This window comes from Nonomuraea composti, from assembly GCF_012034275.1.
In the GTDB taxonomy this organism is placed as follows: Bacteria; Actinomycetota; Actinomycetes; order Streptosporangiales; family Streptosporangiaceae; genus Nonomuraea; species Nonomuraea composti.
Window position 1 is genome coordinate 119,528 of record NZ_JAATEP010000031.1, and the last position, 25,000, is coordinate 144,527.

A 25,000-nucleotide genomic window follows, 5' to 3' on the forward strand; every position below is an offset into this window, starting at 1 on the left:
TCGGGTTGGTTCCGTCAGTGATGGGTTCGGTGTCCGCCCCGGTTCACTCGCCTGACCCCGACGCGCGGCCCGGTTCACGCGCCTGACTCTGCCGCGCGGCCCGGTTCACGCGCCTGACTCTGCCGCGCGCCCGCCTCACGCCCCCGACCATGCTCCGCGCCCCGCTTCACTTGCCCGCCTCTGCCCCGCGCCCCGGTCCATTCGCCCGACCCCGGCGCTTGTCACGCCCTCCGGGCGTGGGCGGCCGCGCCGGAGCGCGTCATCCGGCGGGGGCGCGGCAGGGAGCCGGCCGGCTGGACACGACGCCGGGGACGGCCGCCAGGTAGCCGGCCAGCAGCGCCTCCGCGACCGCGCCCACGGCGGAGTCGGCGGGCAGGAAGGCCGGGCTGTGCAGGCCGCTCTCGGTGTCCACGCCCACGAACATCATCAGCGACGCCGCCACGTCCCCGTAACGGGCGAAGTCGTCGGCCCCGCACGAGCGCAGCTCGTCGTTCACCTCCCAGCCCTGCTCCCGCAGCAGCTCCCCCGTCCGCGCCGCCAGCCGCGGGTCGTTGACCAGCACCGGCTCCCCGGGGAAGATCTCGACCACCGCGTTGCACCCGTACGCTCTGGCGGTGTCCTCGGCGACCTGCGTGAACCTGCGGTAGAGCCGCTCGCGCCACTCCTGCGACATGGTCCGCAACGTGCCCCGCGCCACGGCCTCGCCCGGGATGGCGTTGGGCGCGGTGCCGGCGTTGACCGTGCCGAACGTCACCACGGTCGGTGCCATCGGGTCGGCGGCCCTGCTGACGAGCTGCTGCGCGGCCACGATCACCTGGGCCATGGCGAGGACGGGGTCGCGGGTGAGGTGCGGGTACGCCGCGTGCCCCTCGCTCCCCTTGACGATCACCTTGAACTCGTCGGACGCGGCGTTCACCGGCCCGGGAGTGCAGGCGATCGTGCCCTCGCGCAGCACCGGCTGGACGTGGGCGCCGATCATGGCCCGCACGTCGTGCCTGCCGAGCACGCCGGAGGCCACGACGTCGAGCGCGCCGGAGGGGAAGGTCTCCTCGCGCGGCTGCAACACGGCGAGCAGCGGCGCGAGCCCTTCCGCGTTCCCTTGGGAGGCGATGGCGCGGGTGAGTGCCACCACGGCGGCCAGGTGCACGTCGTGGCCGCAGGCGTGCATGGCGCCGTTGACGGCCGCCCACGGCACGCCGGTGCGCTCCACGATCGGCAGCGCGTCGAGCTCGCCCCGCACCCCCACCGCCGGCCCCGGCCCGCCGACCCGCAGCACCGCGCCCGTGGTGGCCACGTGCTCGACCGCGCCGCCGGGCAGGACGGTAGGCAGGGCGGCGGGCAGGGCGGCGAGCACCCGCCGCAGCGTCGGCCCTTCCTCTCCCGACACGTTGGGCGCGGCGTGCAGCTCCCGGCGCAGCGCCACCGCCGCCGGCAGCTCCCGCCGCAGGGCCGCGCGGAGCGCCGCGCGCAGCTCCGCCCCCGGCGCCCCCTCCACGCCCGTCATCCGGCCGTCGATGCTCGTCCCCGTCATGACCTCCCCAAACGTCTGTAGCTTCCCCCAGCGGAGCCGTGCCGAGCCCGCCCGAACCGATCGGGCCCGCGCTCAGACCCGGCTCAAACCGTTATGTGTGCCCCCGTCACCGCCACTCAAGCCCGGAATCCCCTTTTCACCCCAACCCGTAAACCCGCCGGGCGTTCTCCGCCCCCACCATGGTCGCCACCCGCACCGCCTGCCCGGCGGACCACTCGCCGTCGGCCACGAACCCGCCCAGCACCCGCGCCATCGCCCGCCGCCACAGCACCGCCCCCAGGTGGTGCAGCTCGGCCGGCCCGAACGCGTCGGAGGAGTAGAGCAGCTTGGCGAACGGCGCCACCTCAAGGCTCTCGGCCACCAGCGCCACGCTGCGCGCCCCGGTGTGGTTGACGCCGAGCCCCACGTCGAAGAACACGTTCGGGTACGCCTGCGCCAGGAACCCCGCATGCCGCTGGTACGGATAGCAGTGCAGCAGCATGAGGGGCACCCCGGTCGGCTCGGCCAGCTCGATCAGCCCGCGCAGCAGCAGCGGGTCGGCCCGCCGCAGGTCCACGTCCGTGTCGCCGTACCCGATGTGAAGCTGCAGCGGCAGCCCCCGCTCCAGGCCCGTCCAGATGAGGTGCCGCACGAGCACGGGGTCGCTCAGCCGCCCGCCTCCGGCGGCGAACCACCGCCCGGCCGCGTCGGCGACCTCGGCGGGCGAAGGGGGCGCGGGGTCGAAGTCGAGCCCGCACCGGTAGGCGGCCACGCTCTTGAGCCCGCGCGCCGTGCGCGTCCGCTCCTCCAGCGCGTCGGCGAACCGCCCGGCGAACGCGTCCGCCGCGCACCCGGCGGCGGCCACCTGCTCGGCCACGCTCTCCAGCCGCACCACCTCGTCGGCGGGCGCCCCGGCGGCCTCGGCCATCCCGGAAGGGCCGAGCAGCTCCTCGGCCCGGTAGCCGGTCTCGACGAGGAGGTGCGCGAGCCCGGCGGACCCGAGCAGCAGCCGGTTGACCTCGGCGGCGCCGAGCCTGGCGCGCCTGGCCAGGTACTCCTCGGGCGTGCAGAAGGGGTCGAGCCCGAGCACGGGCGCGCAGTGGCGCAGGATGGCGTGGCCGAGCTGGGAGTCGAACTGCGTCATCCAGCCGGGCACGGGCCGGCCGGACTCGGTGATCAGCTCCTCGAACGCCGTGCGCGACAGGTCGTGCGCCGTCGCGCCGTGCACGTGGTGGTCCACCAGCGGCAGCTCCTCGACGGCACGGGCAAGCCCGGCCGGCACGAGGTCGTACTCCATGGTCATCGGCGCTCCTCCCCCGCTCTCGTACCCCTGCCTCCGGACGCGGACACGCCGAAGGCCCCGCGCGGGGAACGCGGGGCCTCGTGGAAGAGCGTCAGGCGGCGGCCTTGGCGGTCAGCGCCACCTGGGCCCGCTCGGTGACGCCGCTGACCGTGACGGCCACCGTCACCTGGCCGGGCCGCAGCGCCGTCAGCGTGCCGGACTCGGGGTCGAGGACGGCGACGTGCCAGGGCTTGGCCGTCTTGCGCGGGCCGACGTGCAGGTTCGGGGAGCCGGACCAGGTGGCCGACACCGGGTAGGCGGCGGGCACGGTGCGGGTGCCCTGCTTGACCGAGGCCGTGATCGGGGCGGGCGTGCCGACCGCGACGGTGGCGGGGGCGGTGAGGGTGAGGTCGTCCACGTGCGGGCGCACCTGGGCGCCGATCCAGTCGGGCGCGTCGGCGAACCAGTTGCGCTTGACGTGCTCGGCCTCGGCGCGGGTCACGGGGTCGACGCCCCACAGCGACCAGCCGGTGAACCCGCCGTCGTCGGGGGCGGTGGCGGGGTTCTTGCCGGAGTTGCCGTTGATGACGTACGGCACCGCGTCCACGTGCTCGGCGTGGAAGGTCCCGACGTGCGCCCCGATGAACGCGGCGCCCTTGCCGGTGGTGCGCTGGAAGTCGGCCAGCCAGCCCTCGACGAGCGCGGCCTCCTTGCGGTCGCCGAGCTGGCTGCCCTTGCCGGGCGTGGGGTCGCGCGGCGGCACGTGGAACAGGACGGCGACGGACCCGATCGAGCCGTTCTGCGCCGCGTCGTCCAGGAGGGAGCGCAGCCGGGCGACCTGCTCGTAGCCGCCGCCTCTGAGGGTGAGGCGGGAGGTGTCGAGGGTGATGAAGCGGGTGCCCTTGTGGTCGAAGGTCTGGTACGTGTCGCCGAAGACGGCCCGGAAGTTGTCGATCTTGCCACCCATGACCTCATGGTTGCCCGGAACGTAGTGATATTTCACCGTTCCGCCGAGCTCTTCGTCGAGGATCTTCTTCGCCAGCGCGAAGTCCTCCGGCGACGCCTCGTCCACCAGGTCACCGTTGATCACCAGGAAGTCCGGCCGGGCGGCCTTGATCTCCCGCAGGGTGCGGCGCGCGTTCTTCACGATGTCGCTGTCCGGGTCCCTGGCCACGAACTGCGCGTCCGACATGACCGCGAACCGCCACGGCATCCCCGACACCTCGTTCCTGACCACGGGGTCGGCCACCTTCGGCGCCGCCGGGGCCGAGACCGACGGCGGCACCTTGGCGACCAGCCCGTCGATGAGGATCTCGTTGGTGTACTTCACGTCGGCCTTGGTCTCGGCCACGTAGAAGCGCCGCAGTTTCAACGGGTAGTTCACGCCGGGAGGCACGGTGAACTCGACGTACTTCCAGCCGGTCCACGTCATGTACGGGCCGCGCAGGATCTGCGACTGCCCGAGCGCGTCGTAGAACTCCAGGCTCGGCCACTCGCCCTTGCCGGTGGAGTTGATCCACAGCCCGAACGCCTGCGGCTGCCCCTCGACCACGATCTGCTGCGGCGGGCTGGCGTAGGCGGCCCGCGTGGCGGTGGAGGTGGTGAAGTCGTAGGACAGCTTGAGGCCGCCCCCGCTCTGCCCGGGTGCCGCCGACAGCGAGCCGGTGGCGCGGGCGGCGGCGAACGTCCACGACGCCGCGTCCTCGAAGTCGGCGACCGGCTTCGACTCGAACCCGACCGTCACCGGCACGGCGGTGCTGATCGTGCCGACCTTGGCGGTGATCAGCCCGGAGCCGGTGGCCCGCTTCGCCTTGACCGTGAAAGAGCCGTGCTCGGCGGCGGTGACCTCGAACAGGCCCTTGTCGTAGTCGAGCGTGAGGTCGCCGGGCTCGATGGGCGCGGAGTTGCCGTTGCGGTCGTAGCCGACCACGCCGAACGTGGCGGTGCCGCCCTCGCCGGCCATGCCGAGCCGGTCGGCGGTGGCGCCGAGCCGCGCCAGTGGCTGCAGCACGGTCAGCTCGATCGTGCCCTTGGCCTGGCCGCGCGAGGCGGTGACCGTGGTGGTGCCGGGCACCAGGGCGTGGAAGCGGCCGTCGCGGATGACGCCGTGCACGGCCGGGTTCGCCCGCCACGACGGGGTGCCGGCCGCGGGGCCGTACGTCTCGTCGTAGCCGGCGGCGGTCAGCCGCCTGGTCAGGCCGGGGAAGACGCGGTCGGGGCGGCCGCCGGCGACGGGCCCGACGCCGGGCGCCTTGGCCGGGTCGCTGGCGGTCTCCAGCCAGAAGCCCTTGAGCTTGCCGCTGCCCTCGGGGGCGTAGAGCGCCAGGCCGTTGGGCACGTGCCGCTCGCCGCCGTCGGACGGGCTGTTCTCCACCTGCACGTCGGCGGAGCCGGGCTCGCGGGCCAGCATGGTGGAGGAGCCGCCGCCGTCGAGGTTGAGCGCGTTGGCGGCGCCGAGGTCCACCATCATGGCGGCCAGCTCGTTCAGCGTGACGCCGCGGCTGTCGGCCTGGCGGCCGTCCACGGTCAGCAGGTACATCTTCCTGCCGTCCGCCGAGAAGCCGACGGCGGTGCGCGGGTGGGCGGCGGTGTCGGTCGAGTTCTGGACGGCGCCGTCCTTGACGAGCAGCTGGTTGCCGCCCACGGCGGCCTTGACCGGACCGCCCTCGGAGGGTTTCGGCTGGTAGGCCACGTCGATCTTGTCGCCGGGCTTCAGTGCCGACAGGGCGGCGGCGCCGGCGTCGCGGCCGAGCAGGATGGTGGTGCCGGCCGGGATCGGGCCGGTGCCGGCGGAGCCGCGTACCTCGGAGACGACGCCGTTCACCAGCACGACCTCGGTGACGGACGTGGCGCCCTCGATGGCGCGGGCCCGCGTGTAGGAGCCCCACAGCGGCGTGAACAGCCCCACGCCGTCGCGCTGGACGATCTGGTTGAACTGGGTGAGCTTGACCGGCGCGCCCCCGGCCGGGGTGGCGGTGCCCTCGAAGTACATCTTCAGCACGCGGCCGAGCCCGTCGCCGTCGATGGCGACGGCGTTCTCGTGCCCGGACACCGGCGACTGGATCAGCGTGCCGTTCTGCACGCCGATGCCCTGGGCGGCGCCGGAGTTGTTGATGTCGAAGAAGTCGCCGTTGACTGCCGCGACCGCGCGCGAGCGCTTCGCGGGCCCGGACAGCGGCTCGGTCTTCGACACCTCGCCGGAGAAGACGTAGTCGGCCTTCGCGCTGCCGAGGTCGGCGGTCACGGCGTCCGCGCGCAGCCAGCCGAGCGCGTCGTAGGTGTCGAACGAGGTCAGCGAGATGCCCGGCGCCACCGGCCGGGTCTTCTTGGCCGTCTCCAGCCGCTGCGGCACGGCGGCGGTCGGGGCGAGCAGCGTGGAGGCGGCCGGGTAGGACGACGCCGTCTCCAGCGCGTCCTCTGCGGGAGGGGCGGGATCGGCCTGCGCGGGCGCGCTGAGGGCCATGGGGCCTAACACGAGCGCGGCGGCGGCCAGCAATCGGAGGGTCTGCACGACCGAACTCAATCGCCCATGGATATAACTTTCAAGACTTAAGGGTGAACTAAAAGATAATTTCAGATCTTGTCCGCCTCCCGCCTCGCGTCCCACGATGGGGACGTGGATCGAGAGGCGCTCTACCGCGACCCGTATCCCGTCTACGCCCGGGCCCGCGCGGCTCCCGGCCTGACCTTCTCCGACGAGCTGGACGCCTGGCTGGTCGCCCGGTACGCCGACGTGCGCGAGGTGTTGAGCAGGCCCGGCGACTTCTCCTCGCAGGGCGCCCTGCGCCCCGACGTGCTGCCGGGCCCGCGCGCGTTCGCGGAGCTGGCCGGCGCGCCCGGCGGGGCGCCCGTGGTGCTGAGCACCGACGGCGCGGCGCACACCCGCTACCGCAAGCCGCTGACCAGGGGCCTGTCCCCCGCCCGGGTGACGGCGGCGCTGCCCTTCGTCCGCACCACGGCGGCCGGCCTGCTCGCCTCGTTCGCGCAGGCGGGACAGGTCGAGTGGATGGCCGCCTACGCCAGGCCGCTGCCCGCCGCCGTCATCGGCCACCTGCTGGGCCTCGACCCGTCCGACGTGCCCGGCGCCGTGCGGGCCGGTCACCGCGCCGAGGAGCTGCTGTTCACCCCCATGCCCGAGGACGAGCAGGTCGCCGCCGCCTGCGAGGTGGCCGCCCTGCGGCACCTGCTGGACCGCCACGCCCGCGCCTCGCTGTCGGAGGACAACCTCGCCGGCGACCTGGCCCGCGCGCTCACCGACCGGAACGAGGTCGTCTCGAACACCGAGAACCTGCTGCTCGCCGGCCACCTCACCACGACGGCGCTGCTCGGCACCGTCGTGCACCACCTGCTGCGCGACCGCCGCCAGTGGGAGCTGCTGCGCGCACGGCCCGACCTGGTGCCGGCCGCGATCGAGGAGGCGGCCAGGTACGAGGCGCCGGTGCAGGGCTTCCGCCGCACGGTCACCCGGCCGCTGACCCTGGCGGGCACGAAGCTGGCCGCGGGCGAGACGGTGTTCGTCTCGTTCGGCTCGGCGGGGCGGGACGCGACGGTGTTCGACCGGCCGGACACGTTCGACATCACGCGGGAGCCGGTGCGGCACCTGTCGTTCGGGCACGGGGTGCACGGCTGCCCGGGCGCGCTGCTGGCCCGCGAGCAGCTCACGATCACGCTGGAGCTGCTCGTGCGCGAGCTGCCCGGCCTGCGCCTGGCCGGCGAGGACGTCACCATGGCGGCCACGCTCATCCACCGCGCCCCCGAGCGCCTCCACCTCGTGTGGTGAAGCCGCTCAGGCGGCCGGTTTGACCGAGACGAGCCCGGCCAGCGCCGTGTCGTAGGACGGTTCGAGCCAGTAACCGGAGTGCCACCGCGTCTCCGGCAGCGGCTCGCCCGGCCCCGGCCGCGCCGGATCCCAGCAGAACCGGTCGACCGCGTCGCGCTCCCCGCCCGCCAGCGGATCGACCCGCCGGAAGACGGGCCCGCCGATCGGGTCGCTCAGCCGGTACAGGTTGCACCAGCTCACCCGCTCCCGTACGGCGGACAGCCCGGCGTCACCGAAGTAGGCGGGGAAGAACGGCGCGTACAGGCGGCGCAGCGGCGAGCCGTGGGTGAGCAGCCGCACCCGGGCCCGCAGCGCGTCGTCGAGCTGCGGCACCAGGGCGGCCACGAGCACGCTGCCCTGGCTGTGCCCGGACAGCACGACCTGGTCGCGGCCGGTGGGAGCGAGCACGCCGACGCGGGCCATGAGCTCGGGGACGACCCGCTCGGTGTAGCAGGGCGGCGACAGCGGGTGGACGGCGCGCGGCCAGAACGTGCAGATGTCCCACAGGATGCCGACCGTCCTACGCAGCCGCGTGTCACTGTACGTCCGCCGCCCGACCGCCACCAGCGCCACCACGACCGCCACCATGGCCCAGCTCCCGGCGGTGGCGAGCAGCCCGGCCGGCCCGCCGTCCGGCGTGAGCAGCCCCAGCCAGGAACCGGCGCTCGCGGCGGCGGACCCGGCGACCCCGATGCCGGTCAGCACGCCCAGCACGAGCCCGGCGCGGTCGGTGAGCCCGGCCAGCGCCCACGTGCGCGCGACCACCCGGGCGTCGTCGCGTTCGAGGTAGTACGGCTTGAGCTCCGGCGCCAGCCGCCGCGCCTGCGCCCGCGCGATCAGCCACAGCACGACCGCCACGAGCACGAGCCCGGCCAGGAGCAGCGGCACGAGCCCGGCCGTCCACCAGACGGGCTCGTCGAGGAACAGCTTGCCGCCGACCGGCCCCGGCGCGGACGGACCGGCGGGCACGCCGAAGAAGCCGGCGGTCCAGAACAGCAGGCCGAGCGCCATCACGTTGGCGCTGCCCGCCGCCACCATCAGCACCACCCACGCGGCCAGCCCGCCCAGCGCCCGCCGCTCCCGTGGCCGTTCCATGCGGGCCAGCAGGAACGTGGTGACCAGGGTGAACGCGCCCAGCCCGATGGTAATCGCGTATTGGAACGCTCCAATGCCGATGCCGGGCAGCCACCAGGCGCGCGTGCCGTCCGCACGGGCGGGCATCCCCGCCAGGGCCGCGCCGATCGTGGTGAGGAACGCCAGCGGCGCGGCCACCCGCAGCACGTGGCAGGCGGCCGTCAGCCACGCGGGCGTGCGCTGCCCGGTGTGCGGGTCGAGCCTGCGGGCGATCCCCGGGAGGGTGGCCAGCACGGCGGCGGCGAGCATCACGGCCGCGTCGGCCACGGTCAGCGCGAGCCCCATGGTCGTGCCGGCGAACGGCGCCGCGACGGCCGCGGCGATGGAGGCGATCGAGAAGGCGACGTGCACGACTCGCAACCGCCACACGGGCGCGGCCCCGTGCCACAATCTCGGCCTGGCCAGCAGGGCTGTGCTGCGCGCCCCGGCTTCGGGCGGCGCCGCATCGGCCCCCGACGCCGCCGCACCACCCGCCCCGGCCCCGGGCGTCGCCGCACCGCCCGCCCCGGCCCCCGGCGGTGTCGTGCCGTGCGCGCCGGTCACGGGTGGCGCCGTGCGCTCGTCGCGCAGCCAGGTGCGCCGCGCCAGCCACCACAGCAGCACCACGACCAGCAGCGGCACCAGCGCGGTGACGGCCAGCCGCCTGGACGGCTCATCGCCCCACAGCACGCCCAGCCAGCGCACCCACCACGGCGCCGTGTCGTAGGTGCAGGCCCGGCCGGCGGCGGTGCACTGCCAGCCGATGAGATCGACGGCGGCCCGGGTGACGGCCCCGACGAGCGTGCCGGTGAGCAGCAGCCCGAACAGCCGCTGCGCCGCCTCGGTCACGTGCCGCAGCCGCACGCCGCGCGCGGGCCTGGGCAGCATGAAGTAGGACAGGTTCGCCAGCGAGAACGGCAGCAGGAGCAGCCACAGCGCGATCGCCCGGCCGCCGGAGGTGAGGTTGCCCCACGCGTACGCCTCGCGCCGGCGCACGCCGGGCACGTCGGCGTGCGGGCCGGACGGCGGCCCGCCCGCCCACCAGCGCCGGTAGAACCCGGTGGTGCCGTCGCCGGCGACGAGGCGGGGGTGCGGATGGTCGAGCGTGCCGGCCGGGGGCGTGCCGGAGACGCCGTGCACGCGCAGCTCGGTCACGCCCCCGCAGGTCTCGTCCAGGAATCCGTCCACGTCACCAGGATCCTGCGTCAACCCTGATTACGCAAAGTGACTGTTCGATTACCTCCGGCTCAGGACTTCGTCGCGCCGGCCGTGAGCCCGGTGATGAGGTGCCGCTGCACCAGCAGGAACACCACACCCGCCGGGATGGCGATGAGCACCGCCGAAGCCGTCATCAGCCCCCAGTCGGACCAGTGCTGGCCGATGAACTGCTGCAGCCCCACCCCGAGCGTGCGCTTGTCCTCCTGCGACATGAACACGGTGGCGTAGCCGACCTCGCCCCAGGCGGTCATGAAGCAGTAGAACGCGGTCACCGCGATGCCCGGCCGCGACAGCGGCAGCACCACCCGCCAGAACGTGCCGAACGGCGTCAGCCCGTCGACCATCCCGGCCTGGTCGATCTCGATGGGCACGGTGTCGAAGTAGCTCTTCATCATCCATGCGCAGAACGGCACCGCGATCGTCATGTACGCGATCACCAGGCCCGGGATCTGGTTCAGCAGCCCCAGCCCGGCCATCAGGTTGTACAGCGGCACGATCAGGATGGCCACCGGGAACATCTGCGTGATCAGCAGCAGCCACATCACCGACCGGTGGCCGGGGAAACGGAACCGGCTGACCGCGTACCCGGTGGTGGCCGCGAGGAACACGCCCAGCACCATGGTCAGCCCGGCCGTCAGCACGCTGTTGAGCAGCCAGCGCGGGAACTCGGTCTGCGTCAGCACCCGCGTGTAGTTGTCCAGCGAGGAGTGGTCGAACAGGCGCAGCTCGGCCGACAGCCAGCCGTCGCGCGGCTTCAGCGAGGTCAGCACCAGCCACACGACCGGGAACAGGGACACCGCCACGGCCAGCAGCAGCCCCGCGTGCAGGCCGGCGGAGGCCAGCGGGCCGCGCTCGCCCCGCCGCCGCGCTCGCGCGCTCACCACGGATCTCCTTGGCTTCTCAAGGTACGTCGGTAGCCGACGGCCAGCACCACCAGCATGGCCAGGATGATCACGCCCCAGGCCGCCGACCCGGAGTAGTTGCGGATCCCGGTGAACGCCTCGCGGAAGGCGTAGGTGACCAGGATCTCCGTCTCGCTGCCCGGCCCGCCCCGCGTGACCAGGAAGATGATCGGGAACATGTTGAACGTCCAGATCGTGCCGAGCAGCACGACCGTGCTCGACACCTGGCTCAGGCCGGGCAGCGTGATCGCCCTGAACCGCTGCCAGGCGCTCGCCCCGTCCACCTCGGCCGCCTCGTACAGCTCGGCCGGGATCGATTGCAGCCCGCCGAGCAGCGCGACCATCATGAACGGCACGCCGATCCACACGTTCACCGCGATGACCGCGATCTTCGCCGTGGTGGGGTCGTCCAGCCAGCCGACGCCGCCCAGCCCGGCCAGCTTGAGGAAGCCGTTGATCACGCCGTAGTCGCTGTTGTAGAGGTAGCGCCAGATGAAGGCGGCCACGAAGGCGGGCACGGCCCACGGCAGGATCAGCAGCACCCGGTAGACCGAGCGGAAGCGCAGGCGGCGGTTGAGCATCACGGCCAGGCCCAGGCCGATGCCGTAGTGCAGGGCGACGCAGACCACCGTCCAGATGACCGTCCACAGCAGCTTGTCCCAGAACAGGCCGCTGGTCAGGATCCGCGCGTAGTTCTCCAGGCCGACGAACTCGTAGGTGGAGGGGATGACGTTCACGCCGATGGTGCGGCCGATGTTGGCCTCGGTGGCGTCCGTCAGCGACAGGTAGACGCCGCGCGCCAGCGGCCAGCCGATCAGCACCAGCATCACCACGAGCACGGGCGCGACCATCGCCCAGGCGTACCAGTGGGCGCCGGCCGGGCGCCGCCGCGCGCGGCGGCCGCGGGTGACCTCACCCGTGGCCGCCGCCTTACGGGTCGAGACCGTCACCGGTCAGCTCCAGTCCTTCATGATCCCGCGATACTGCTCGTCGACGCCTTTGAGCATGTCGGCGGGGCCGGACTTGCCGCCGACCAGCGCCTGGTAGCCCTCCAGCAGCGGCTGGAAGAGCTGGCCGCCCTCGGGGATCCAAGGGCGCGGCACCGCCGTGTCCATGATCGGCTTGAACACCGCGACGTCCGGGTTGCCCTGCACGTCGGGGTCGGCGTAGGCGGAGGTGCGGGTGGGCAGCAGGCTGATCTCCTTGGCGATCTTCGCCTGTGCCTCGGTGGTGGTCATGAAGCGCACGAACTCGTACGCGGCCGGGATGTTCTTGGAGCCGGCGTAGATGGCCAGGTTCCAGCCGCCCGTGGGGGCCGCCGCCTTGACCGAGCCGGCGGGGACCGGCGCGATGCCCAGGTTCTTCTTGTCCGTGAACTCCTTGCCCTGGTAGATCTCCGACAGCGCCCACGGCCCGTTGTAGATCATGGCCGCCTTGCCCTCCTTGAGGGCGGTCATGGCGTTGGCGTAGCTCTCGGTGGTCGCGGGCTTGGGCGCGGCGCCCGAGCTGATCAGGTCGGCCACGGTCTGCATGGCCTTCACGTTCGCCGGGGAGTTGACCACGACCTTCTTGTTGGCCACGTCGAGCAGGTCGCCGCCCTCGCCGTACATGAAGGGCAGCAGGAAGTAGGAGTCGACGTTCAGCGCCAGGCCCGCGGCGCCGGTCTTGGCCTTGACGTCGAGCGCGGTCTGCTTCAGCTCGGCGATCGTCCGGGGCGGCTCCTCGTGCCCGGCCTCCTTCAGCAGGCGCTTGTTGTAGATCAGCGCGAGCGTGTCGGTGACCTGCGGCACCGCGTACGTCTTGCCGTTGAACTTGGTGCTGCTCAGCGGGCCCGGCAGGAAGTCGTCAGGCTTGTCGACGGCGCGGGTGCCGTCGAGCGGCTGCAGGTAGCCCAGCGACGCGAACTGCGACGTCCACGCCACCTCCGACCGGATCACGTCGGGCGCGCCGCTGCCGGCCTGGGCGGCCGTCTGGAACTGGTTCTGGGCCTGGTCCGAGGGCACGTTCACATAGTTGACCTTGACCTGCGGGTACTTCGCCTGGAACTCCTTGATCAACGCCTGGAACGTCGGCCCCTCGCTGTCGGGGCGCGTCGTGTCCCACCACGTCACCTCGCCGCTCACCTTCGACGGGTCGGAGACCTGGGTGGGAGGCGCGGCGGTCCCGCCCCCGCCGCCGCCACAGGCGGAGACCGCCAGGACGCACGCCACGGCCGCCGCGGACGGTAAGAATCGTCGCATGTCCTTCTCCTCACAGCTCGGTCGGAGGTCGGAGTAAGCCGGAGGTTACGCCGACGTGACGCCCATCTCCAGATGGCGGCGAAAGGTTTCCGCAAGTTGTTACATTTGATCCTTCCCCGCCGAAATCCCCGAGCTTGTCGGCGTTTGCGCTGCTCACGGCTCCGCACGCGAGGCCGCTCCCCATTGTGAACGCTCGACGCCCGCACGTCAGCTGCCCCGCCCGCCAGGATGCGGTTTACCCGCTTTCGGAAATTTCCTGAAGGCTTGCAAAGATCGGACCGGTACGGCCGCCACGCATCACCGGGCGCCGGGGCGGGCACCATGAGTCCTGGGGGCCGGGTCCGAGGGGGCGAAGAGCCTGAGCCACATGACGCACAACGGTGACGCGCCGGGCGCCGGCCTTCGCGAGGCCAGGGCCTGCTGGATCGACCGGGACACCGTCGTCTGGCCGCAGGCGGAGGCGTCCCGGCGGCACTTCCTCGCCTGGAGTCCCGACGGCGGCATCGCCTGCGACGGCGGCGACCTGACCGGCGACCCCCGGCTCATCCGGCTCGCGCCCGGCACGCTCAGGGAGGAGCAGCGGCGCGCGTGGCCGCACCTGGCCGCGCACCCCGCGCTGAAGGTGGACCCGCGCGACGCCGCGCTCGTCCGCGACGCGCTGCGCGGCCAGGTCGTCGCCGTGCGGCGGGACGACGGGAGCGCCCTGGTGGAGGCGACCGGCGTGCAGCTCCCCGGAGTGCTCGACGACCTGTACGCCAAGGCCGCCACCGCCCCGCTCGGCCCGTCCTGGCACGGCGCGCCCTCGCCGGCGCCGGGCCCGTCCCAGCACGGCGCGCCCTCGCGGGCGATGGACCCCTCCTGGCAGCCGGAGCCTTCGCTGGCGGTGTGGGCGCCGACCGCGCGGAAGGTCGAGCTGGCCCTGTACGAAGCGGGCGGGCGCACGGTGCACCCGATGCGGCGCGACGACGAGAGCGGCGTCTGGTCGGTACGCGGGCTGCCCTCGTGGCTCGGCCGCGAGTACACCTACCTCGTCACCGTCTACTCCCCCGAGGCCGGCGCGATCGTGACGAACGAGGTCACCGACCCGTACAGCGTGGACGTCACCCCCGGCGGGGCACGCAGCAGGCTCACCCGCCTCGACGCGCCCGAGCACCGGCCGCCCGGCTGGGACCCGCCCGCCAGGCCGGCCGCCGTGCCGCTGGAGCGGGCCGCGATCTACGAGCTGCACGTGCGCGACTTCTCCGCCTCCGACGCCACCGTGCCCGCCGCGCTGCGCGGCACGTACGCGGCCTTCCAGCACGAGGACGGCGCGGGGATGCGCGAGCTGCGCGCCCTGGCCGCCGACGGGATCACGCACGTGCACCTGCTGCCCGTCTTCGACTTCGCCACCGTGCCCGAGCGCGCCGCCGACCGCGTCGAGCCGTCCTGCGACCTGGCCGCGCTGCCGCCCGACTCCGACGAGCAGCAGGAGTGCGTGGCGCGCACGGCCGCCACCGACTCCTTCAACTGGGGGTACGACCCGCTGCACTACACCGTGCCGGAGGGCTCGTACGCGACCGACCCCGACCGGCGCGTCCAGGAGTTCCGCGGGATGGTCGCCGCGCTCCACCGCGCCGGCCTGCTCGTGATCATGGACGTGGTCTACAACCACACCCACTCCACCGGCGTGCTCGGCCCGATCGTGCCCGGCTACTACCACCGGCTCCTCGGCGACGGCCGCGTGGCCGACTCCACCTGCTGCGCCAACACCGCGCCGGAGCACCTGATGATGGGCCGGCTCGTGGTGGACTCGGTCGTCACCTGGGCCAGGCACTACCGGATCGACGGCTTCCGCTTCGACCTGATGGGCCACCACCCGAAGGCGAACCTGCTCGCCGTCCGCCGCGCGCTCGACGCCCTGACCCTGGCCGACGACGGCGTGGACGGCAGGTCGATCATCCTGTACGGCGAGGGCTGGAACTTCGGCGAGGTCGCCGACGGCGCCCGCTTCGAGCAGGCCACCCAGGCGAACCTCGCGGGCACCGGCATCGCCACGTTCACCGACCGGCTGCGGGACGCGGTGCGCGGCGGCACCCCGTTCGACGCCGACCCGCGCGTGCAGGGCTTCGGCTCCGGGCTCGCGGGCGACCCCAACGGCTCGCCCGCCAACGGCAGCCCCGAGCAGCAGCGGGCGCGCCTGGCCCACTCCTGCGACCTGATCAGGCTCGGCCTGACGGGGAACCTGCGCGACTACGTGCTGCCGTCCGGGCGCAAGGGCTCGGAGCTCGACTACAACGGCTCGCCCGCCGGGTACACCGCCGCGCCCGGCGAGGCCGTCACGTACGTGGACGCGCACGACAACGAGACGTTGTTCGACGCGCTGGCGTACAAGCTGCCGCCGGACACCCCGATGGGCGACCGGGTCCGCATGCACACGCTGTCGCTGGCCGCGGCGGTCCTCGCCCAGGGGGCGACGTTCGTGCACGCGGGCACCGAGCGGCTGCGCTCGAAGTCGCTCGACCGCAACTCCTACGACTCCGGCGACTGGTTCAACCGGCTGCTGTGGGACTGCGCGCGGGGCAACGGCTTCGGCGCGGGCCTGCCGCCCCGCGCCGACAACGAGGCCAGGTGGCCGTACGCCCGCCCGCTGCTCGCCGACCCGGCCCTGCGGCCCGGCTGCGCCGCGATCACCTCCGCCCGCGCCCGCTACGGGGAGCTGCTGCGGATCAGGGCGTCGTCGCCGGCGTTCGCGCTCGGCTCCTTCGACGAGGTACGGCGGCGGCTGACGTTTCCCGCCTCGGCGGAGGGCGTGATCACCATGCACGTCGACACCGAGGGCCTCGACCCGCGCTGGACGTCGGTCACGGTCGTCCTCAACGCGACCCCGTCACCGGCCACCCAGCCGATGCCGGGGCTGGCGGGGCGGCAGGTGACGCTGCACCCCGTACAGGCGGGCTCGGACGACCCCGTCGTCCGCACGTCGGCCTTCGACCCGGACACGGGCACGCTCACCGTCCCGGCCCGTACCGCAGCGGTCTTCGTCGCGCCCTTCGCGGGGTGTGGGTGTGACGCGGGCGGGTAGGGGGAACCCTCATCAAGAACACCCCGCATCACTGGCATTAGGCCGCACTCCGGCGCAGACTGGATGAACGGCGCTGGAACGACGGCGATCGCGTGGAGCAGTGGAGCACCCGTGGACAATCACCTTGATCACATGCCGGTCCTTTCCCGCGGCAGGCATCGCAACCCGAAGCGCGGTGCCTGTTTCATGGAGCTGGCCTCCTACCTGGCCGGCGAGCGCTGGAGCGACCATCCGGCCTGCACCCACCCGCTGCTGGCCGCCCTGGCCCGCCTGGTCAACGACAACACCAGCGACGAGAGCCGGGCCAAGCTCGTGCGGCTCGTGCCCTCCATCATCGGTCTGGCCAGCGACGACCTGCGCGTGGACGCGCAGATCGCGCTCCGCTGCGCCACCACCGCCCTGCCGGTCGCGGCGGCCGAGCGCCAGCTCGCCCTGGCCGTGTCGGTGCTGGCGGCCGAGGAGATGCTGGCCCGCCTCGACGGCGCCCCGTCGGGCCGCCTCAGCGAGCGCAGCCGCCGCGCTCTGGAAGAGGTGCCGCACGCCGCCGACCAGGCCCGACGCTTCAGCCGCGCGGCCCGCATCACCGAGAAGGGCTTCCGCCGCTACGCCGCCCCCAACGCGGTGCAACTGGCGGTGGTGGGGATCGTGCAGGCGTGCATCCCCGACCCCGACGCGTTGCTGCGGGAGCTGCTGGAAGAGACGATCAACGAGTGCTCGGCCCTGATCCGCGGCGACCAGCCCGCCGAGACACCCGTCACGATCACCACCCCGATCCACGCCTGACCACGTCGCGCGTGTCGCTGTGGCGCCGCCGGACCCGGCGCCGCAGCGACGACGTCATTCCGGGGCCGGCCCATCACAGCACGTGAATCCTTGCAGCTCAGGCAAGCCTTCCCTTCGTTGCGAACCTTCGTTCGATATGCCACCTTTTGAACGAGAGATCCGTAATTGTGGAGGGTTTGATGACCATCGAGCTGGTCCGGCCGGAATCCCCAGAGCAGCACCACAGCCACCGGGACGTCACCGGTGGCTGGTTGCGGCCGGCCGTTTTCGGAGCGATGGACGGGCTCGTGTCCAACTTCGCGTTGATCGCCGGGGTGGTGGGCGCGGCCGGGGCCGGGCAGGGGGCGGTGCTGGCCGGGTTCGCCGGGCTGATCGCCGGTGCCTGCTCCATGGCGGCCGGCGAGTACACATCCGTGAAGTCGCAGACGGAGCTGATGCGGGCCGAGATCGCCGTCGAGCGGCGGGAGCTGGCGCGCAACCCCGAGGGTGAGCAGGCCGAGCTGGCGGCGCTCTACCGCGCGCGCGGGCTCGAGCCCGAGCTGGCCGAGCGGGTGGCCGCCGGGCTGTCGGCCGACCCCGAGCAGGCGTTGCGGGTGCACGTGCGCGAGGAGCTGGGCGTCGACATGGACGACCTGCCCTCCCCCTACGTGGCCGCCGCGTCGTCGTTCGGCGCGTTCTCGGCGGGAGCGCTGGTGCCGCTGGCGCCGTTCCTGTTCGGGGCGTCGGGGCTGATGGTGGCGCTGGTGCTGAGCGTGGTGGCGTTGTTCGGGTTCGGGGCCGCCGTCGCGGTGATGACCGCGCGCCCGTGGTGGCTGGGCGGCCTGCGCCAGCTCGCCCTGGGGGTGGGCGCGGCCACGGTCACGTTCGGGCTGGGTCACCTGCTGGGAGTGACCGTTTCCTAGGCCCCTCAGGGACGGGTGGAGGTGGCCAGTTTGATGCCGAGGCCGATGAGGGCGGCGCCCGTCAGGCCGTCCACGGCCCGGCGGACGGCGGATTTGGCGAACACCCTGCGCAGCGCGCCCACCACGTTCGCCACCGTCAGGAACCACACGGCGGTCCCGGCCAGCGCCACCGCCGACAGCGCCGGCACCGAGGCGCCGGAGCCGAGGAACTGCGGCACCAGCGCCACGAAGAACAGCGCCGCCTTCGGGTTGAGCACGTTCGTCAGCAGCCCCTCGCTGAACGCCGCCCACGAGCCGCGCCCGCCCGGGTCGGGCACGTCGAGCCGCAGCGCCCCGCCGCCGCGCCAGGCCGCCCGCAGCGACTTGACCCCGAGGTAGAGCAGGTACGCGGCCCCGACCACCTTCACCACCGTGAACGCCATGGCCGAGGCGGCCAGCAGCGCCGCCACGCCGGTGGCCGCCGCCACCACCCAGGCGAACACGCCCACCGCGATGCCGGCGGCGGCCGCCATGCCGTGCCCGCGGCCCGAGACCGCCGAGCGGCGGACCACCACCGCGAAGTCGGGGCCGGGCGACATCGCCCCGAGCATCACCACTCCACCGAAAGCCGCGATCTGCGCCATAGCCGTCATGGGGTCCACCTTACGAGCACCCGCCCCTCGGGGATCAAGGCGGACCGCTCCCATGTCCACGTCGGCACCGTGATCACCTCGGCGGTGCGGCCGAGCGGGATCGGGGTGTCGAGCAGGGCGGAGTGCGGGGTGAGCGGCAGGCCGCCGCGCGGGATGACGACGCTCTCCAGGGGTGTGCGCTGCGCGGGGCCGTCGGGCTCGTCGCGGTCGCTGCGTACCCAGGTGGCCTGGCCCGCGAAGGCGGTGAACGCCAGCGCGCCGTGCGGGGCCGCGCACGAGTGGCGCAGCGTGCCGGCGGGCAGCCAGCCGTGCTGCCCCCGCACGTACGTGATGCCGGAGACGCGCAGCTCGCCCGCCAGCAGGACGAACTCCTCCCCGGCCAGGTAGTGGCCGCGCTCGGCGCGTTCCCAGCCGGGCGGGAAGCGGACGAGCGTGGCCGAGCAGCCCAGCCTGGCCAGCCGGACCGGCATGTTGGAGCCGGGTAGCAGGAAGGCGTGGCCGGGCAGCCCGGCGTCGTCGAGCAGATCGATCAGCACGGGAGCGTCAGCGCCTGCGGCGCCGCTTCTTGAAGATCGTCCGCAGGGTCAGCAGCAGCACGACCGCCACGATCTGCCCTCCGATGACGATGCGGTTGACGTCGACGGCCGGCCGCCAGTGGGCGTCGTTGTCCTTGAGCACGTACACGCCCGCCGGGGTCGCCCCGAACCCGAAGCCGCCGCCGCTGCCTCCTCCCTCCTCACCCTTCTCGCTCTTGCCCTGGCCCTGGCCTCCGCCGCCCCCTTGGGCGACCCTGGCGACGGGGATGACGACGACGTCGCCGTGCTGGATCGGCTCGCCGAAGACGCGCTTGACGGTCGCGGCGTCCTTCGACTTCTCCACCAGTTCCATGATGTCCATCTCCCCATCGTCGCCCCGGAAGGCCGCCCCGTCGAACGCCTCCCGGTCAGTCGAACGTCGTGGAGATCTCGTGCCACCCGCCCGGCGCGATCTCCGCGGCCGGTTCGGGCCCCCAGGACCCCTTCTCGTACGGCAGCGGCGCCTCCTTCAGGTCGAGCACCGGCTGCACGATCCGCCACGACTCCTCCACCAGGTCGAACCTGGCGAACCTGCGCGAATCGCCGCTGACCGCGTCGAGGAGGATGCGCTCGTAGGCGGCCTCCATCGGCCCGAGCACCTTGGTGAAGTCGACGCTGACCGGCACCGGCCGGGCGTGCTGCTTGCCCGGCTCCTTGGCCAGCAGGTCGAACGTCACCCCGGCGTCGGGCTGCAGCCGGAACCGGATGAGGTTGGGGCTCTCGGGCGCGTCGCCGTTGGCGAACATGGTGACCGGCGGCCGGCGCAGCTCCGCGACGACCTCCAGGTCGGTGGTCGGCAGGGCCTTGCCGGAACGGATGCACCACGGCACCCCGGCCCAGCGCCAGTTGTCGATGTAGGCGCGCAGCGCGACGTAGGTCTCGGTGGTGGAGCCGGGGCGCACGCCGTCGGTGTCGAGGTAGCCGGTGTACTGGCCGCGGACGACGTCGGCGGGGTCGATGGCCTGGACGGCGCGCAGCACCCGCCACTTCTCGTCGAGCTGGGCCCGGGCGTCGGTGGACGGCGGCGGGTCCATCGCGAGGATGGCGAGGAGCTGCAGCAGGTGGTTTTGGACGACGTCGCGGACGGTGCCGTTGGCGTCGTAGAAGGCGCCGCGGTCGCGCACGTCGAAGTCTTCGGCCATGGTGATCTGCACGCTGCGGATGTGCGAGCGGTTCCAGATCGGCTCCAGCAGCATGTTGGCGAAGCGGAACACCATGAGGTCTTCGACCGGCTCCTTGCCGAGGAAGTGGTCGACCCTGCGCAGGTGGTCTTCGTCGAAGTAGCGCAGCAGCTCGCCGTTGAGCTCGCGCGCCGAGTCGAGGTCGTGCCCGAACGGCTTCTCCACCACGAGCCGGGCGTCGTGGTTGAGCCCGGCTCCGGCCAGCCCCTCGGCGACCGCGGCGAACAGCGCCGGCGGCACGGCGAGGTAGTGGACGAGGAAGCCCTTGCCCTCGGTCTCCGCGCGCAGCCGCTCGAACGTGCCCGGGTCGCGGTAGTCGCCGGCCACCAGCCGCAGGTTGCCCGCCAGCTTCTCGAACGCCGCGTCGTGCACGCCGCCGCACGCCTCGCGGGCGTGCTCGCGCAGCCCGTCGAGGTCGAGGTCGGTCTTGGCCACGCCGATGACCGGCAGGTCGAGCCGGCTGTCGGCCGTCAGCCGGTAGAGAGCGGGCAGCAGCATCTTGCGCGCGAGGTCGCCCGTGATGCCGAACAGGACGAGCGCGCCCGCCTGCTCCATGTCATGCCTCCTATCAGACCCGCCGGCCGCGCAGCTCCCGGTATTTGCGGACGAGCTGCTCGGTGGAGGTGTCGGGGAACGTGGTGGGTGGCTCTTCGGAGGTCAGCGCGGGCGCCAGGTCGAGCGCCATCTTCTTGCCCAGCTCGACGCCCCACTGGTCGAAGGAGTCGATGCCCCAGATCGTGCCCTCGACGAACACGATGTGCTCGTAGAGGGCGACGAGCTGGCCGAGCGTGGACGGGGTGAGCTTGGGGGCGAGGATCGTGGAGGTGGGGCGGTTGCCCGGCATGACCTTGTGCGGGACGATCTCGGCCGCGGTGCCCTCGGCGGCGATCTCGTCGGCGGTCTTGCCGAACGCCAGCGCCGTCGTCTGGGCGAACAGGTTGGCGGTGAGCTGGTCGTGCATGCCCTCGCGGTCTTCGTGGGGCTCGGCGAAGCCGATGAAGTCGGCGGGGACGAGCCGGGTGCCCTGGTGGAGGAGCTGGTAGAAGGCGTGCTGCCCGTTGGTGCCCGGCTCGCCCCAGAAGATCTCGCCGGTCTTGGCGGTGACGGAAGTGCCGTCGGCGCGCACGGACTTGCCGTTGGACTCCATCGTGAGCTGCTGCAGGTAGGCGGGGAAGCGGTGCAGCCGCTGGCTGTAGGGCAGGACGGCGCGGGTCTCGGCGCCGAAGAAGTCGGTGTACCAGATGCCGAGCAGGGCCATCAGCACCGGCATGTTGGCCTCGAACGGGGCGGTGCGGAAGTGCTCGTCGATGGTGTGGAAGCCGGCCAGCATCTCGCGGAACCGCTCGGGCCCGACGGCGATCATCAGGGACAGGCCGATGGCGCCGTCGTAGGAGTAGCGGCCGCCCACCCAGTCCCAGAAGCCGAACATGTTGTCGGTGTCGATGCCGAACTCGGCGACCTTGGCGGCGTTGGTGGAGACGGCCACGAAGTGCTTGGAGACGGCGTCCTCGCCGAGCGCGCCGACCAGCCAGCGGCGCGCGACCCTGGCGTTGGTGAGCGTCTCGAGCGTGGTGAAGGTCTTGGAGCTGACCACGAACAGCGTGGTCGCGGGGTCGAGGCCGGCGAGGTTGCCGGTGATGTCGGCCGGGTCGATGTTGGAGACGAAGCGGGCCGTGATGCCGGCGTCGGCGTAGTCGCGCAGCGCCTCGTAAGCCATCGCGGGGCCGAGGTCGGAGCCGCCGATGCCGATGTTGACGACGGTCTCGATGGGCTTGCCGGTGGCGCCCTTCCACTCCTTCGAGCGCACGCGGCCGGCGAAGGCGCTCATCTTGTCGAGCACGGCGTGCACGTCGGCCACGACGTTCTGGCCGTCGACGACCAACTCGGCCTCGCGCGGCAGGCGCAGCGCGACGTGCAGGACGGCGCGGTCCTCGCTGACGTTGATGTGCTGGCCGGAGAACATGGCCTCGATGCGCTCGCGCAGCCCCGCCCGCTCGGCCAGCGCGGTCAGCAGGCCGATGGTCTCGCCGGTGGCGCGGTGCTTGGCGTAGTCGAGGTAGAGGTCGCCCGCGGTGACCGTCATGCGCGCGGCCCGGCCCGGATCCTGCGCGAACAGCTCCCGCAGATGCCTGCCCGCCAGCTCCTCGTGGTGCTTGCCCAGGGCCGCCCACTCCTGGCTCTGGGTGATGTCGCCGTTCACGCGTTTCCTCCTCGCGTCGCCAAACCGATCATGCCTGGTCCCATCGTCCCGTAACTGCCTACCCCCCGCGGTTGATTCCGCGCACGGCGGAGCCGAGTCTTTAGACGGTTGGGGGGATTCATCCCGTTCTGTCGAGGAAGCAGCAAGGGCATGGATCGTATAGACGCGTACTGGCGGGCGGCGAACTACCTGTCCGTCGGGCAGATCTACCTGCTGGACAACCCGCTGCTCACCGAACCCCTGCGCCCTGAGCACATCAAGCCGCGCCTGCTCGGCCACTGGGGCACGACGCCGGGGCTGAACTTCTGCTTCGCGCACCTCAACCGGGTGATCCGCGAGCGGGACCAGGACATGATCTACATCGCCGGCCCGGGGCACGGCGGGCCCGCCGCGGTGGCGCACGCGTGGCTGGAGGGCTCGTACACCGAGCGGTACCCCGACGTGTCGCAGGACGTGGAGGGCATGCGGCGGCTGTTCCGCCAGTTCTCCTTCCCCGGCGGCGTGCCCAGCCACGTGGCGCCGGAGACGCCGGGCTCCATCCACGAGGGCGGCGAGCTGGGGTACGCGCTGGCGCACGCGTACGGGGCCGCGTTCGACAACCCGGACCTGGTCGTGGCGTGCGTCATCGGGGACGGCGAGGCCGAGACCGGCCCGCTGGCCGCGAGCTGGCACTCCAACAAGTTCCTGGACCGCCGGCGCGACGGCATGGTGCTGCCCATCCTGCACCTGAACGGCTACAAGATCGCCAACCCGACCGTCCTGGCCAGGATCCCCACCGACGAGCTGATCAAGCTCATGGAGGGGTACGGCTACCGCCCCCACCTCGTCGGCGCCGACCACGAGGAGATGGCGGGCACGCTGGACACCGCGTTCGAGGAGCTGGCCGCGTACAAGGCGGGCGACGCCGACCGGCTGCCGATGATCATCCTGCGCACGCCCAAGGGCTGGACGGGGCCGCGCGAGGTGGACGGCAAGCCGGTCGAGGGCACGTGGCGGGCCCACCAGGTGCCGCTGGCCACGGTCAAGGAGAACCCGGCCCATCTGGCCATGCTGGAGGAGTGGATGCGCTCGTACCGGCCGGAGGAGCTGTTCGGCTCCGACGGCAAGCCGGTCGAGGACGTCCTGGCGACCGTGCCGCAAGGCCCGCGCCGGATGAGCGCGAACCCGCACACCAACGGCGGCGAGCTGCTGGAGCCGCTGCGGCTGCCCGACTTCCGCCGGCACGCCGTCGAGGTGAAGGCGCCGGCGGAGCACGAGAGCGAGCCGACGCGGGTGCTGGGCGGGCTCCTGCGGGACGTGATCGCCGCGAACCCGCGCACGTTCCGGCTGATGGGCCCGGACGAGACGGCCTCGAACCGGCTGTCGGAGGTGTTCGAGGTCACCGACCGGGCCTGGGACGCCGAGCTGCTGCCCACGGACGAGAACCTGGGCAGCGGGGGCCGCGTCATGGAGGTGCTGAGCGAGCACCTGTGCCAGGGCTGGCTGGAGGGGTACCTGCTGACCGGGCGGCACGGCCTGTTCAACTGTTACGAGGCGTTCATCCACATCGTGGACGCCATGTTCAACCAGCACGCCAAGTGGCTGGAGTCGTCGCAGAAGATCTCGTGGCGACGGCCGGTGGCGTCGCTGACGTACCTGCTGTCGTCGCACGTGTGGCGGCAGGACCACAACGGGTTCAGCCACCAGGACCCGGGCTTCCTCGACGTCGTCGTCAACAAGAAGGCGTCCGTGGTGCGCGTCTACCTGCCGCCGGACGCCAACACCCTGCTGTCGGTGGCCGACCACTGCCTGCGCTCCAGGGACTACGTGAACGTGATCGTGGCCGGCAAGCAGCCCGTGCTGGACGTGTTCACCATGGACGAGGCCATCGCCCACAACACGCGCGGCCTGGGCATCCTGCCGTGGGCGTCCACCGACGAGGGCACCGAGCCGGACGTGGTGCTGGCCTGCGCCGGCGACGTGCCGACCCTGGAGACGCTGGCCGCCGCCGCGCTGCTGCGCGAGCACCTGCCGGAGCTGAAGGTCAGGGTGGTGAACGTGGTCGACCTCATGCGGCTGCAACCGCCGTCGGAGCATCCGCACGGCATGCCGGACGCCGAGTTCGACACGCTGTTCACCACGGACCGGCCGATCATCTTCAACTTCCACGGTTACCCGTCGCTGATCCACCAGCTCACCTACCGGCGGCACGGCCACGCCAACATCCACGTGCGCGGCTACAAGGAGGAGGGCACGACCACGACGCCGTTCGACATGTGCATGCTGAACGACATCGACCGCTTCCACCTGGTCATCGACGTCATCGACCGGGTGCCGGGGCTCGGCAGCAAGGCCGCGCACCTGCGCCAGCGCATGAGTGACGAGCGGCTGCGCGCCCGCGCGTACACGCGCGAGCACGGGGAGGACCCCGCCGACATCAGGTCGTGGACATGGCCGGGCACATCCTCGTCCTGAACACCGGCTCGTCCTCCATCAAGTACGAGCTGGTGGACGTGCGGACCGGGCGGCGGCCCGCGCGGGGGCTGGTGGAGCGGATCGGCGAGCGTTCGGGGCGGCTCACCCATCATGCGGGCGACGGGCCG

General features: G+C 72.7%; 17 protein-coding genes and 1 pseudogene. 6 read left to right on the forward strand and 12 right to left on the reverse strand.

Annotation, left to right across the window (positions count from 1 at the left end):
• Positions 1-259 precede the first annotated feature (259 nt).
• The 3 genes from HCN51_RS35775 to HCN51_RS35785 all read right to left on the reverse strand — a co-directional run bounded on the left by HCN51_RS35775 (position 260) and on the right by HCN51_RS35785 (position 6,303).
• A complete protein-coding gene (locus HCN51_RS35775) occupies positions 260-1,531 on the reverse strand; it encodes a M20 metallopeptidase family protein (protein WP_206068273.1) in 1,272 nt (423 codons plus the stop codon).
• Between the two features lie 136 nt (positions 1,532-1,667).
• Positions 1,668-2,813 carry an amidohydrolase family protein gene (locus HCN51_RS35780; RefSeq protein WP_168015820.1) on the reverse strand — a complete coding sequence of 382 codons (1,146 nt, stop codon included), beginning with the start codon at positions 2,811-2,813 and terminating at the stop codon, positions 1,668-1,670.
• Positions 2,814-2,904: 91 nt separating this feature from the next.
• Positions 2,905-6,303, reverse strand: coding sequence for a phosphodiester glycosidase family protein (locus HCN51_RS35785; protein WP_346433912.1), 3,399 nt, complete (start codon positions 6,301-6,303; stop codon positions 2,905-2,907).
• 105 nt (positions 6,304-6,408) lie between these two features.
• Between HCN51_RS35785 and HCN51_RS62545 the strand changes: the two genes are divergently transcribed.
• On the forward strand, positions 6,409-7,572 hold the full coding sequence (locus HCN51_RS62545; protein ID WP_168015821.1) for a cytochrome P450: 1,164 nt from the start codon (positions 6,409-6,411) through the stop codon (positions 7,570-7,572).
• Positions 7,573-7,578: 6 nt separating this feature from the next.
• Here HCN51_RS62545 and HCN51_RS35795 read toward each other — a convergent pair whose 3' ends face one another.
• The 4 genes from HCN51_RS35795 to HCN51_RS35810 are packed head-to-tail and all read right to left on the reverse strand — an operon-like array spanning position 7,579 to position 13,084.
• A complete protein-coding gene (locus HCN51_RS35795; protein ID WP_168015822.1) occupies positions 7,579-9,912 on the reverse strand; it encodes a hypothetical protein in 2,334 nt (777 codons plus the stop codon).
• 59 nt (positions 9,913-9,971) lie between these two features.
• Positions 9,972-10,823, reverse strand: a complete 852-nt coding sequence (locus HCN51_RS35800) for a sugar ABC transporter permease (RefSeq protein WP_346433913.1) — start codon at positions 10,821-10,823, stop codon at positions 9,972-9,974.
• Positions 10,820-11,794 carry a carbohydrate ABC transporter permease gene (locus HCN51_RS35805; protein WP_346433914.1) on the reverse strand — a complete coding sequence of 325 codons (975 nt, stop codon included), beginning with the start codon at positions 11,792-11,794 and terminating at the stop codon, positions 10,820-10,822. The genes HCN51_RS35800 and HCN51_RS35805 overlap by 4 nt, the downstream gene beginning before the upstream one ends.
• Positions 11,795-11,797: 3 nt before the next feature.
• Positions 11,798-13,084 carry an extracellular solute-binding protein gene (locus HCN51_RS35810; protein ID WP_168015824.1) on the reverse strand — a complete coding sequence of 429 codons (1,287 nt, stop codon included), beginning with the start codon at positions 13,082-13,084 and terminating at the stop codon, positions 11,798-11,800.
• 367 nt (positions 13,085-13,451) lie between these two features.
• Here HCN51_RS35810 and pulA point away from each other — a divergent pair, with 367 nt between their 5' ends.
• The 3 genes from pulA to HCN51_RS35825 all read left to right on the forward strand — a co-directional run bounded on the left by pulA (position 13,452) and on the right by HCN51_RS35825 (position 17,830).
• A complete protein-coding gene (gene pulA, locus HCN51_RS35815) occupies positions 13,452-16,145 on the forward strand; it encodes a pullulanase-type alpha-1,6-glucosidase (RefSeq protein WP_168015825.1) in 2,694 nt (897 codons plus the stop codon).
• A gap of 132 nt (positions 16,146-16,277) precedes the next feature.
• Complete coding sequence (locus HCN51_RS35820; RefSeq protein WP_240973585.1) at positions 16,278-16,928, forward strand: hypothetical protein; 651 nt, start codon at positions 16,278-16,280, stop codon at positions 16,926-16,928.
• A gap of 179 nt (positions 16,929-17,107) precedes the next feature.
• Positions 17,108-17,830, forward strand: a complete 723-nt coding sequence (locus HCN51_RS35825) for a VIT1/CCC1 transporter family protein (protein WP_080040447.1) — start codon at positions 17,108-17,110, stop codon at positions 17,828-17,830.
• Positions 17,831-17,835: 5 nt separating this feature from the next.
• Here the strand turns inward: HCN51_RS35825 and HCN51_RS35830 are convergent, their stop codons facing one another.
• From HCN51_RS35830 to pgi, 5 genes are read right to left on the reverse strand one after another with little or no spacing between them, the layout of a single operon-like run.
• Positions 17,836-18,462 carry a LysE family translocator gene (locus tag HCN51_RS35830; RefSeq protein WP_168015826.1) on the reverse strand — a complete coding sequence of 209 codons (627 nt, stop codon included), beginning with the start codon at positions 18,460-18,462 and terminating at the stop codon, positions 17,836-17,838.
• The gene (locus HCN51_RS35835) at positions 18,459-18,998 is read right to left on the reverse strand and encodes a hypothetical protein (protein ID WP_168015827.1); all 540 of its coding nucleotides are present in this window, start codon (positions 18,996-18,998) and stop codon (positions 18,459-18,461) included. The genes HCN51_RS35830 and HCN51_RS35835 overlap by 4 nt, the downstream gene beginning before the upstream one ends.
• 7 nt (positions 18,999-19,005) lie before the next feature.
• Entirely contained in the window at positions 19,006-19,359 is a 354-nt protein-coding gene (locus HCN51_RS35840) for a GerW family sporulation protein (protein ID WP_080040449.1), read from the reverse strand.
• 46 nt (positions 19,360-19,405) lie between these two features.
• On the reverse strand, positions 19,406-20,773 hold the full coding sequence (zwf, locus tag HCN51_RS35845) for a glucose-6-phosphate dehydrogenase (RefSeq protein ID WP_168015828.1): 1,368 nt from the start codon (positions 20,771-20,773) through the stop codon (positions 19,406-19,408).
• Positions 20,774-20,786: 13 nt separating this feature from the next.
• A complete protein-coding gene (gene pgi / locus HCN51_RS35850; protein ID WP_168015830.1) occupies positions 20,787-22,418 on the reverse strand; it encodes a glucose-6-phosphate isomerase in 1,632 nt (543 codons plus the stop codon).
• Between the two features lie 150 nt (positions 22,419-22,568).
• Between pgi and HCN51_RS35855 the strand changes: the two genes are divergently transcribed.
• Positions 22,569-24,872, forward strand: coding sequence for a phosphoketolase family protein (locus tag HCN51_RS35855; RefSeq protein WP_168015832.1), 2,304 nt, complete (start codon positions 22,569-22,571; stop codon positions 24,870-24,872).
• Positions 24,848-25,000 (forward strand): annotated as a pseudogene (locus HCN51_RS35860) (acetate kinase); the annotation flags it as partial. The gene HCN51_RS35855 and the pseudogene HCN51_RS35860, both read left to right, overlap by 25 nt.

Excerpts from the sequence above, each read along its gene's own strand:
- zwf (WP_168015828.1), bottom strand. The coding sequence starts at position 20,773 with ATGGAGCAGGCGGGCGCGCTCGTCCTGTTCGGCATCACGGGCGACCTC.
- HCN51_RS35810 (WP_168015824.1), bottom strand. The coding sequence starts at position 13,084 with ATGCGACGATTCTTACCGTCCGCGGCGGCCGTGGCGTGCGTCCTGGCG.
- HCN51_RS35855 (WP_168015832.1), top strand. The coding sequence starts at position 22,569 with ATGGATCGTATAGACGCGTACTGGCGGGCGGCGAACTACCTGTCCGTC.
- HCN51_RS35825 (WP_080040447.1), top strand. The coding sequence starts at position 17,108 with ATGACCATCGAGCTGGTCCGGCCGGAATCCCCAGAGCAGCACCACAGC.
- pulA (WP_168015825.1), top strand. The coding sequence starts at position 13,452 with ATGACGCACAACGGTGACGCGCCGGGCGCCGGCCTTCGCGAGGCCAGG.
- HCN51_RS35775 (WP_206068273.1), bottom strand. The coding sequence starts at position 1,531 with ATGACGGGGACGAGCATCGACGGCCGGATGACGGGCGTGGAGGGGGCG.
- HCN51_RS35780 (WP_168015820.1), bottom strand. The coding sequence starts at position 2,813 with ATGACCATGGAGTACGACCTCGTGCCGGCCGGGCTTGCCCGTGCCGTC.
- HCN51_RS35820 (WP_240973585.1), top strand. The coding sequence starts at position 16,278 with ATGCCGGTCCTTTCCCGCGGCAGGCATCGCAACCCGAAGCGCGGTGCC.
- HCN51_RS35830 (WP_168015826.1), bottom strand. The coding sequence starts at position 18,462 with ATGACGGCTATGGCGCAGATCGCGGCTTTCGGTGGAGTGGTGATGCTC.
- HCN51_RS35840 (WP_080040449.1), bottom strand. The coding sequence starts at position 19,359 with ATGGACATCATGGAACTGGTGGAGAAGTCGAAGGACGCCGCGACCGTC.